Here is a 9,437-nt window from a genome sequence, read left to right on the forward strand (position 1 = left end):
GCGAAGGACAATCCGCTCGCCGCCGGCGCGCTGGCGGCGGTGCTGCTCGGCACCGGCCCCGGTCGACAGGTGACGGGCGCTGCCATGAAGCTCGGCGGCCTGGCAGCCATTGGCGGCCTCGCCTACAAGGCCTACCAGAACTACAAGGCCGGCAATGTGCCGGCACAAGAACCCGTGGCCGGCGAGCCCGAGTTGCTGCCGCCGCCCAAGGACACCGCCTTCCATCCCTCGCAGGCGCCGCAGGGCGAGGCCGAATTCACGCTGACCCTGGTGCGGGCGATGATCTCCGCAGCCAAGGCGGACGGTCATGTGGATGACGAGGAGCGGCAGAAAATCGCCGACAAGCTCAAGCTCGCCGGCATCGGTGCCGAAGCGGAAAAATTTCTGCTGGATGAGCTTGAACGCCCGCTCGATCTCGACGTCCTGATCGCCGGCGCCAAGACCGATGCGCAGAAGGTTGAGCTCTACACCGCCTCGCGCCTCACCATCGATCCCGACACCCGTACGGAGCGCGGCTATCTCGACCTGCTAGCCGGCCGCCTCGGCCTGCCGGACGCGCTGGTCGACCATGTCGAGGCGACGGTCTCGGCGGCGAAGGCGCCGGCTTGAACCGTGCCCGATCCGCGCCAGCAAATTGCCGGTTGGTAAACGCGCATCGGACGTGCTGCTGGCCGTTAATCTTTCGTTAACCCAGCAAGCGCATCATTCTAACCAGTCGGACCGGCTTATCCTCCTCCCAAGCGCGGTTCAGATGAGGGGCGGTCGCCAATGACCGCCCTTTTTGTCGGCTCCGCTTTCTTGCCGACAATAGCCGCTTGCCACGCCCTCCGTCATTTGCGATGCCACGTCTTCTTCCAGCAGTGACGGGGAGCGAGGACGATGACCGCCATGACAGAGAAAACAGCCATCGTAACCGGCGCCGGCACCGGCATCGGCAAGAGCGTCGCCACCACGCTGCTCAAGGCAGGCTGGAACACCGTGTTCTGCGGCCGCCGCAAGACGCTGCTCGAGGAGGCGATCGCCGAGGCCGGGAAGACCAGCGCCAGGGCGCTTGCCGTTGCATGCGACATCAGCAAGGCCGGCGAAGTCGACGACATGTTCGAGACAGTGGTGGAGGCGTTCGGGCGCGTCGACCTGCTCTTCAACAATGCCGGCATGGGCTACAAGTCGACGCTGATCGACGAGATCCCGGTCGAGGTCTGGAACGATGTCGTCGGCGTCAACCTGACCGGCTCGTTCCTATGCGCCCGTGCCGCCTTCGGCGTCATGCGCCGGCAAAAGCCGATGGGTGGGCGCATCATCAACAATGGCTCGGTGTCGGCCTATGCGCCGCGGCCGGGCTCAGCGCCCTACACGGCGACCAAGCATGCCATCACCGGCCTGACCAAGACCCTGGCGCTCGACGGCCGGCCCTATGACATTGCCTGCGGCCAGATCGACATCGGCAATGCGCTGACCGAGATGGCGCAGGCGATGACCGTCGGCGTGCCGCAGGCCAACGGCTCCATCGCCGCCGAAGCGGTGATGGATGTCCAGCGCGTCGCCGACGCGGTGCTTCACATGGCGAGCCTGCCGCTCGACGCCAATGTGCTGTTCATGACGGTGATGGCGACGAAGATGCCGTTCGTCGGCCGCGGGTGAGGGGGTTGAGGCTCTATTTCGTCAAGAACCCTTCGATCCGCTCCAGCGCTCGCAATATGTTCTCCTCGGAATTGGCGTAGGAAAGCCGGACATAGCCTTCGCCGAGCACGCCGAAATCGGGGCCGCCGATCAGCGCTACGCCGGCATCCTCCAACAGCGCCGAGGCAAGCTTCTTGGCCTTCCAGCCGGTCTTCGAAACATTGGGGAAGGCGTAGAAGGCGCCCTTCGGCGTGATGCAGGAAATGCCGGGGAGCGCGTTCAGCCCTTCGACCACTATCTTCCTGCGGTTGTCGAAGGCGAGCATCATCTTTTCGACATCGTCCTGCGGGCCGTCTATCGCGGCGATGCCGGCATACTGGCTCGGCGCGTTGACGCAGGACCAGCAGTTGACCGCAAGCTTGCGCACCTTGTCGTAGAGATAGGCGCCCTTTTCGCCGTTTGGCCAGATCGACCAGCCCATGCGCCAGCCGGTCATCGCCCAGGTCTTGGACCAGCCGTTGAGCACGATCAGCCTGTCGCGGAGTTCCGGAAAGTTGAGCAGCGAGCAGTGGGTCTCGCCGCCATAGGTCATGACATCGTAGATTTCGTCGGAGAGGATCGCGACCTCAGGGTGCTTCTCCAAGCCCTTCACGAGTTTGGCGATCTCGTCCCGCGCGGTCACGCCGCCGGTCGGATTGGCGGGCGAGTTTAGGATCAGCAGCCTCGTCTTCGGCGTGATGAGCGCCAGCGTCTCTTCCGCCGAGAAGGCAAAGCCGTTCTCCTCGCGGATCGGCACCGGGATTGGAGCAGCACCCGTGAACTCGATCATCGAACGATAAATCGGAAAGCCGGGATCGGGATAAAGAATCTCCGCCCCCGGCTCGCCGAACATCAGGATCGCGGCGAACATGGTCGGCTTGCCGCCGGGCAGGATCATCACGCTCTCGGGCGATACTTCGACGCCGGTGGTGGTCAGCGTGCGGCGCACGACGGCCTCGCGCGTGGCTAAAAGGCCGTTGGCAGGCGTGTAGCCGTGGTGGCCGTCGCGCAGCGCCTTAATCGCCGCCTCGACGATATGCTGCGGCGTCTTGAAGTCGGGCTGGCCGATGCCGAGGTTGATGATGTCGCGGCCCTGATGGGCAAGCGCCGTTGCCCGCGCGAGCACCGCAAAGGCATTTTCCTCGCCGAGACGATCGAAGGCCGCGATGGTGTGGAGCATTTTTCCCGTCCCTGTGGTTCTTTCTGTGGGCGAGCGTTTTTGTGAGCGTGCGCCAGGAAAAGTCAAACGGATTGGAGCGGTCGGTGTCGGAAAATCTGAAGAATTGGCAGGCACGCCCGCGCCCCGAACGCAAGGCGCTGGAAGGTCGCTATGTCCGGCTCGAACCGCTGAGCGCGTCAAAGCACGGCGACGGGCTCTATGAAGCGTCGTCGGTGTCGGATACCGGAGGCCGCTTCGCCTGGCTGCCGGACTATCCGCCCGAGAACCGCGCCGCCTTCCAGCCATGGCTGGACAAAGTCGAGGCGAGCGAGGATCCGCTGTTCTTCGCCGTCATCGACAAGGCGAGCGGCAAGGTCGCCGGACGTCAGACGCTGATGCGCATTGATGCCGCCAACGGCGTCATCGAGATCGGCAACATCTATTGGGGGCCGCTGATCTCGCGCAGGCCGCAGGCGACGGAAGCACAGTTCCTGTTTACCAAATATGCCTTCGACGAGCTCGGCTATCGCCGCTACGAATGGAAATGCAACAACCGCAACGAGCCGTCGAAACGTGCGGCGGAACGTTTCGGCTTCAAGTTCGAAGGCATTTTCCGCCAGCATCTTGTGGTGAAGGGCGAAAACCGCGATACGGCGTGGTATTCGATCATCGACAAGGAGTGGCCGGCGCTGCGCAAGGCCTATGAGGCCTGGCTCGATCCGGCGAATTTCGATGGCGAGGGCCGCCAAAAGCGACGGCTCGAGGATTTCCGCGCCGAGTCCGGCGCGTAGCAGGAGTTGCGCGATGGCGCATGATCACGGCTCACACGCCCACAGCCACGGCGCCGATGACGTGCACGGGTCGACCGACAAGAAGCGCGTTCTCGTCGCGGGCTGCCTGACAGCCGGCTTCATGATCGCGGAGGCGCTCGGCGGCTGGCTCACCGGCTCGCTGGCGCTGCTCGCGGATGCCGGCCATATGCTGGCGGACGCGATCGCGCTCGGCCTTGCCTGGTATGCCTTCCATCTCACCGGACGTCCGGCTACCGGGCGTCTCACCTACGGCTTCGCTCGCGTGAAGACGCTGGTCGCCTACACCAACGGCATCGCCATCTTCGTCATCGCGCTTTGGATCGTCTACGAGGCCTGGGGGCGGCTGATGCACCCGGCGCCGGTGCTGGGCGGGCCGATGCTGGTGGTGGCGGTCGCCGGCCTGCTGGTCAACGTCGCCTCCTTCCTCGTGCTGCATGGCGGCGACCGCGAGAGCCTCAACATGCGCGGCGCCATACTGCATGTGCTGGGCGACCTGCTTGGCTCGGCCGCGGCAATCGCTGCGGCCCTCATCATCCTCGCCACCGGCTGGACGCCGATCGATCCGATCCTCTCCGTGCTAGTGGCGCTGCTGATCCTGTCGACGGCGTGGTCGCTGATGCGCGAGGCCGCCCATGTGCTGCTCGAAGGCGTGCCGGCAAGCCTCGATCGCGATCTCATCGCCAAGGATCTGGAAGCCGCGGTCAAGGGCGTGCGGGAGGTGCATCACATGCATGTCTGGTCGCTCGACGGCACCAGCAACATGGCGACGCTGCATGCCTGCCTGAATGACGGCGTCGATGCGCATGCTGCGGTGAGCGCCATCAAGAAGCGGCTTGCGGCGAAGCACGGGATCGATCATGCAACGGTGGAGCCCGAGTTCGGCCTGTGCGCCGACAGCCATGACGAGCACGATCATCACCATGATCACGACCATGTGCATGATGCGCCTCGCGATCGCCGCCACTATCACTGAGCCGGTGATGAGCTTCGGATCGAGGGACGGCGCCTGATGGATCGCGAGACGCGCAACGCGGCGATCGCCGCGGCCTGGATACTGCTCCTGTTCGGCCTCGCCGCCTATTTCCTGCCGACCATCATGCTGGCCGCCTGCAAGGTCTCGACGGTCCTTGCGGTCGTCATCGCCGCGCTCTTCATGGTGGGGCTGTTCGTCGTCCTGTGGCTGCGCGGACGCAGCCAACGCAAGAAGGGTCTATGAGATGAGAGTTCTGATTACCGGCGCCGCCGGCATGGTTGGCCGCAAGCTGATCGCAAGGCTGGCCAAGGACGGTGTGCTGCGCGGGCGCAAAATAACCGCGCTCGATCTGCATGATATCGTGCCGCCGCAGGCGCCGACGCTCGCCGGAGTCGATGTCTCGATCCACACCGGCGATCTTTCCACGCCCGGTGCGACGGCCAAGCTCGTTGCTTCCCGCCCGGACGTGATTTTCCATCTCGCCGGCATCGTTTCCGGCGAGGCGGAGGCCAATTTCGACCTCGGCTACCGCGTCAATCTCGACGGCACGCGCGCTTTGTTCGACGCGGTGCGGGTGGCGGGCTTCGCGCCGCGCCTTGTCTTCACCTCGTCGATCGCGGTGTTCGGCGCGCCGTTCCCGGATGTCATCCCGGACGAGTTCCATCCGACGCCGCTCACCTCCTACGGCACGCAGAAGCTGATCAGTGAGGCGCTGCTTGCCGACTACTCGCGGCGCGGAGTCTTCGACGGCATCGGCATCCGGCTGCCCACCATCTGCGTGCGGCCGGGCAGGCCGAACAAGGCGGCGTCGAGCTTCTTCTCAGGGATTATCCGCGAGCCGCTCAGCGGCCAGGAGGCGATCCTGCCGGTGCCGCGCTCGGTGCTGCACACGCATGCCAGCCCGCGATCGGCGGTGAATTTCCTGATCCATGCGGCCGAAATCGATGGCGATAAGGTCGGGCCGCGGCGCAATCTCACCATGCCCGGCGTGGCCGTCACGGTCGGCGAGCAGATCGAAGCGCTCGCGCGCATAGCCGGCGCCGAGGTGGTCAAACGGATCCGCGAGCAGCCCGACGAAACGATCTGGGCGATCGTCAGAGGCTGGCCGACGCGCTTCGAGGCGCGCCGCTCGCGGGAACTGGGTTTTGTCGCCGAGAAGAATTTCGACGAGATCATCCGCGCCTATATCGAGGACGAACTCGACGGAAAGATTGGGTGACAGTTCCGGTCGGCTTCAGACGCCGCCCGTCAGGCTGGCCGACAAGAGCAGCAGGCCAACGACGAAGATGAAGGCGGCGCCGCCGATCTCGACGATCGAATGGATGCGGTTGCCGATGCGTCCGTCGCCGGCGAAATAGACAGCCCAGTTCTTGGCCGTCACCGCGATCGTCGCCAGCGCTGAGACGGTGATCGCGGTGCCGATCGACATGGCGAGCACCGAGAGCAGGCCGCCGAGCCAGAGTCCGTTGAGGAGCGCGAAGCTCAGCACGATCAGCGCGCCGGAGCAGGGGCGGATGCCGACGGCGGCCACCGCCGACCAGGCGGTCTTCCAGTCGAAGCGATCGCCCGAAAGCAGCGCCGGATCCGGCGCGTGCGAATGGCCGCAGGTGTCGCAGACTTCGCCCGGGCCGTGGTGATGATGCCCAGCGTGAGCATGGTCGTGCGCCGCGTGGTCGTGATCATGCGCCTTGTGATCAGTCGCCTCATCGCTGTGCGCATGCGAATGCGCGGCATGATCATGGTCGTGATGCGCGTGCGAGTGCGTCGAGTGGGCATGCGCGGAATGCGAATGGGAGTGGGAATGACCGGCATGGGCATGCGCGTGAGCATGCGAGTGCCCGCCACGCGAGTGGCCGGCATGGGCCGCCGACAGGCTGTAGGCCGGACCGGCGCCGAACCGCCGAAGAATGGCCGGGCCCGCCTTGCGCCACAGTAGCCAGGCGCCGAACAGCGTCACCAGCACATAACTGGAGATCTCAAGAAACCATGCCGCGTCGGTCATCGACACCGCCGTGCCGCGCAGCACGAAATAGGCAAGCATCATGACGACGACCGCGGTCAGCCCCTGCAGCAGCGCCGAGACGAAGGACAGCATGATCCCGCGCTTCAGCGCCACTTCGTTGGCGACCATGTAGGACGAAATCACCGCCTTGCCGTGGCCGGGCCCGGCGGCGTGGAAAATGCCGTAGGCGAAGGACAGGCCGACCAGAAGCCAGAGCTTGCTGCCGTCCTGGCGCATGGCTTTCATCGCGGCCGCCAGCGAATGGTAGAATTCCTGCTGCCTGAGATTGATCCACATCAGGATATGGGCGAACGGACCGGTCGTGCTCGGCGCCATGCCGTCATTGGTGCCGATGCCGAGCGAGCTCTGGGCATGGGCGACGCCAGGTAAATGCGTCATGACCAAGGTGGCGGCCGCGAGGCCGAGCGCCAAGCGCAGCGACGGTTTCATCACCGATTATCCTTCCGGCGGACAGTTCAGTTCGAGCTTGGTGGCGAAGATCTTGCTCATGTCGGTGCCTGTCGGATCGTTGAAGAAGGCTTCCGTCAGGGTCTTCTGGTTTTCCTTGATCGCTTCGTCCGGATCGGGACGGATCACCTTCTTGGTGCAATTCGCGGGCAATCCCTCAACGGTGAGGTTGGCGTCGTCGGTGAAGTCGATCGCCGTGTAGAAGGTCGGATCGTAGACGCCGATGTCGATCTTGCCGGCGAGCTTGATCGGCGTCTTCGGCTGCGACTCGAACAGAATGATCAGCTGGTCGTTGTCGAAGCTCGCCATCAGATGCGGCGGAGGGACCATGGGCACGTCCTTGCCGTCCTGCGTGACCAGCTGGAAATAGTTGAACTCGGCCAGCGAGGAATGGACGGTGTCGGCCACTTCCTTGAGCTCTTTGTCGTCAAGCTTCAGATCGGAGTTCTTGTCGAACTCCATCATCACTGTACTCGAAAACAGATCGTCGAAGCGCCAAAGGTGGCGCAGCGCCGTCACACTTTGGTGATCCGCGCTGAGGATGACGTCGAGGCGAGCCTCGGCGAAGACGTGCGGGTGCACCTGGGCGGGCTCTACCGCGGCAAAGGTGGCCGCAATTGCCGAAGCCAGTATGGTTGCTTGCCGTTTCAGGTGCATTCCGGGCCGCGATTCCATCGACTTTGGGAGTGGGCTCCGAGAGTTAACAGAAAGGGGGCGAAATTGGGACGCGCTCTCGGAGAGCGTCGTGCTCTTTCCAGATTCGCCCGATGCGCTTTCAGGCTCTGATTCTGCGCATGTCCTTGTGCCGAAAACGGTTCCCACCTTCGGGGGACGTGCTTCACGCAGCGTCGCGCGTCCTGAACCAGTGCACCAGGAAATCGACGAAGACACGGACCTTGGCGGGCAAATAGCGGCGATGCGGATAGACCGCGAAGATGCCACTGCCCGAGAGGATGCGGTCGTCGAGCACCGTCACCAGCTTGCCCGACGCGACTTCGGGCGCAGCGATGAAATCCGGCAGGATGGTGAAGCCCAGGCCCGACACGGCGGCTGCTCTCGCCGCCATCGGACTGTTGACCTCGATCGGCCCCGACACGGTGACGCTCACCGAATCCTCGCCGTCTCCCTTGAAGCGCCAGTTGGCTAAAGAGCGGCCGTTGGTGTCGACGATGCAGGGCATGTTGGAAAGATCCTGCGGGCGGGTCGGGGTGCCATGCTTTGCGAGCAGGTCCGGCGACGCGCAGAGCTTGATCGAAAACGGCCCGAGGCGCCGCGCGATCAGCGACGAGTTCTCCAGCCGCGAAATGCGCACGGCGACATCGAAGCCTTCCTCGACCAGATCGACGAAGCGGTCGTCGAGATGGATGTCGAGAACGATGTCCGGATGTTGCTTGGCAAAATCGATCAGCGACTGGCCAATCGGCGCGTCGGCGAAGGTGCGCGCAGCCGAGAGCTTGATGCGGCCGCGCACGTCGCCGGAAGATTCGCGCACGGCATCGGCCAGGCTGTCGACCTCGCGCACGATTTCGGAGGCGCGCTGATAATAGGTGTGACCGGCTTCGGTCAGCGAGAACTGCCGCGTGGTACGGTTCAACAACAGCGCGCCGAGTTCGTCCTCCAGCTCGCGCACATATTTCGACAGCAGCGCCTTGGAACGGCCGATCTTGCGCGCGGCGGCCGAGAAGCCTTCGGCCTCGACCACGTCGATGAAGGCGCGCATGCGGGTCAATGTATCCATGATCAGACCTTTCGGGCCGCATCCAGAATCGTGCGGCCGAGCCCTATCAGGGCGACGTCGCTGCCGAAAGGGCCGAGCAGCGACAGGCCGAAGGGCGCGCCGTCGACGGAACCGAGCGGCAAGGTGATCTGCGGGAAGCCCGACAACCCGGCCAGGCACAAAAGATGCAGCGCCCTTTCGCGATAGGCCTGGAACTGCTCCGGCGTGCTGGTCTTCAGTGGCGCTGCGCCCGGCACCGTCGGCAGAACAAGAAAGCCGTCGTTGCCGAGCAGCTTGCCGAACTCGGAACGGAAGGCTGCCCGACGCGCCGTTTCGGCTTCGACCGTCTTTGCATCGATCGTGCGGCCGAAGCCGAAACGCTCGTCGACACCCGGACCGAGTCCGTGATCGCCTGCCGAAATCCAGCCGCCATGCACCTGCCAGGCCTCGAAGGCCTGCAGTCGACGAAAGCACCAGTAGAGATCATCCGGGGAGGAGGCGAAGGCGTGTTCGGTTTCGGTCGGCTCGCCGAGGACGGCTGCTGCCTGTGCCTTCATCCGCGCATATTCGGCGGCTTCCGTCGGCCCGGAAACAAAGGCATCGAGCCAGCCGATCGACAGCGGGCGGTTGAGCGGATGCTGGTGTGG

General features: G+C 64.6%; 10 protein-coding genes and 1 pseudogene. 6 read left to right on the forward strand and 5 right to left on the reverse strand.

Features of this window, described 5'->3' with window-relative positions; all coding sequences use genetic code 11:
• Positions 1 to 609: tellurite resistance TerB family protein (locus tag EOA60_RS07765; protein WP_164899223.1), on the forward strand; the 609-nt coding region annotated here is incomplete at its 5' end.
• Positions 610 to 888: 279 nt separating this feature from the next.
• Positions 889 to 1,641, forward strand: a complete 753-nt coding sequence (locus EOA60_RS07770) for an SDR family oxidoreductase (protein ID WP_082953977.1) — start codon at positions 889 to 891, stop codon at positions 1,639 to 1,641.
• Between the two features lie 13 nt (positions 1,642 to 1,654).
• Here the strand turns inward: EOA60_RS07770 and EOA60_RS07775 are convergent, their stop codons facing one another.
• Entirely contained in the window at positions 1,655 to 2,839 is a 1,185-nt protein-coding gene (locus EOA60_RS07775) for a pyridoxal phosphate-dependent aminotransferase (protein ID WP_095823414.1), read from the reverse strand.
• An 83-nt stretch (positions 2,840 to 2,922) separates the two neighbouring features.
• Here EOA60_RS07775 and EOA60_RS07780 point away from each other — a divergent pair, with 83 nt between their 5' ends.
• Genes EOA60_RS07780 through denD form a run of 4 tightly spaced genes read left to right on the forward strand, consistent with a single transcriptional unit; the run spans position 2,923 to position 5,822 of the window.
• A complete protein-coding gene (locus EOA60_RS07780; RefSeq protein WP_095823583.1) occupies positions 2,923 to 3,609 on the forward strand; it encodes a GNAT family protein in 687 nt (228 codons plus the stop codon).
• Between the two features lie 13 nt (positions 3,610 to 3,622).
• Positions 3,623 to 4,603: a cation diffusion facilitator family transporter gene (locus EOA60_RS07785; RefSeq protein ID WP_095823413.1), complete on the forward strand. Its 981-nt coding sequence runs from the start codon at positions 3,623 to 3,625 to the stop codon at positions 4,601 to 4,603.
• A 36-nt stretch (positions 4,604 to 4,639) separates the two neighbouring features.
• The gene (locus tag EOA60_RS07790) at positions 4,640 to 4,846 is read left to right on the forward strand and encodes a hypothetical protein (protein WP_095823412.1); all 207 of its coding nucleotides are present in this window, start codon (positions 4,640 to 4,642) and stop codon (positions 4,844 to 4,846) included.
• A 1-nt stretch (position 4,847) separates the two neighbouring features.
• Entirely contained in the window at positions 4,848 to 5,822 is a 975-nt protein-coding gene (gene denD, locus EOA60_RS07795) for a D-erythronate dehydrogenase (protein ID WP_095800464.1), read from the forward strand.
• Positions 5,823 to 5,837: 15 nt separating this feature from the next.
• On the opposite strand, the gene EOA60_RS07800 is transcribed toward denD, so the two are convergent.
• From EOA60_RS07800 to EOA60_RS07815, 4 genes and pseudogenes are all read right to left on the reverse strand, one after another.
• Entirely contained in the window at positions 5,838 to 7,055 is a 1,218-nt protein-coding gene (locus tag EOA60_RS07800; protein ID WP_095823411.1) for a nickel/cobalt transporter, read from the reverse strand.
• Positions 7,056 to 7,061: 6 nt separating this feature from the next.
• Complete coding sequence (locus EOA60_RS07805) at positions 7,062 to 7,730, reverse strand: DUF1007 family protein (protein ID WP_095800641.1); 669 nt, start codon at positions 7,728 to 7,730, stop codon at positions 7,062 to 7,064.
• 181 nt (positions 7,731 to 7,911) lie between these two features.
• Complete coding sequence (locus tag EOA60_RS07810; RefSeq protein ID WP_067002475.1) at positions 7,912 to 8,811, reverse strand: LysR family transcriptional regulator; 900 nt, start codon at positions 8,809 to 8,811, stop codon at positions 7,912 to 7,914.
• A gap of 2 nt (positions 8,812 to 8,813) precedes the next feature.
• A pseudogene (locus EOA60_RS07815) lies at positions 8,814 to 9,437 on the reverse strand (amidase family protein); the annotation flags it as partial.

Origin of the sequence: Mesorhizobium sp. M1A.F.Ca.IN.020.06.1.1 (assembly GCF_004023265.1) — a bacterium.
GTDB lineage: Bacteria > Pseudomonadota > Alphaproteobacteria > Rhizobiales > Rhizobiaceae > Mesorhizobium.

What these genes read in the sequence shown, in the direction of transcription:
- EOA60_RS07800 (WP_095823411.1), bottom strand. Translation starts at nt 7,055, where the DNA reads ATGAAACCGTCGCTGCGCTTGGCGCTCGGCCTCGCGGCCGCCACCTTG.
- denD (WP_095800464.1), top strand. Translation starts at nt 4,848, where the DNA reads ATGAGAGTTCTGATTACCGGCGCCGCCGGCATGGTTGGCCGCAAGCTG.
- EOA60_RS07775 (WP_095823414.1), bottom strand. Translation starts at nt 2,839, where the DNA reads ATGCTCCACACCATCGCGGCCTTCGATCGTCTCGGCGAGGAAAATGCC.
- EOA60_RS07790 (WP_095823412.1), top strand. Translation starts at nt 4,640, where the DNA reads ATGGATCGCGAGACGCGCAACGCGGCGATCGCCGCGGCCTGGATACTG.
- EOA60_RS07770 (WP_082953977.1), top strand. Translation starts at nt 889, where the DNA reads ATGACAGAGAAAACAGCCATCGTAACCGGCGCCGGCACCGGCATCGGC.
- EOA60_RS07805 (WP_095800641.1), bottom strand. Translation starts at nt 7,730, where the DNA reads ATGCACCTGAAACGGCAAGCAACCATACTGGCTTCGGCAATTGCGGCC.
- EOA60_RS07785 (WP_095823413.1), top strand. Translation starts at nt 3,623, where the DNA reads ATGGCGCATGATCACGGCTCACACGCCCACAGCCACGGCGCCGATGAC.
- EOA60_RS07810 (WP_067002475.1), bottom strand. Translation starts at nt 8,811, where the DNA reads ATGGATACATTGACCCGCATGCGCGCCTTCATCGACGTGGTCGAGGCC.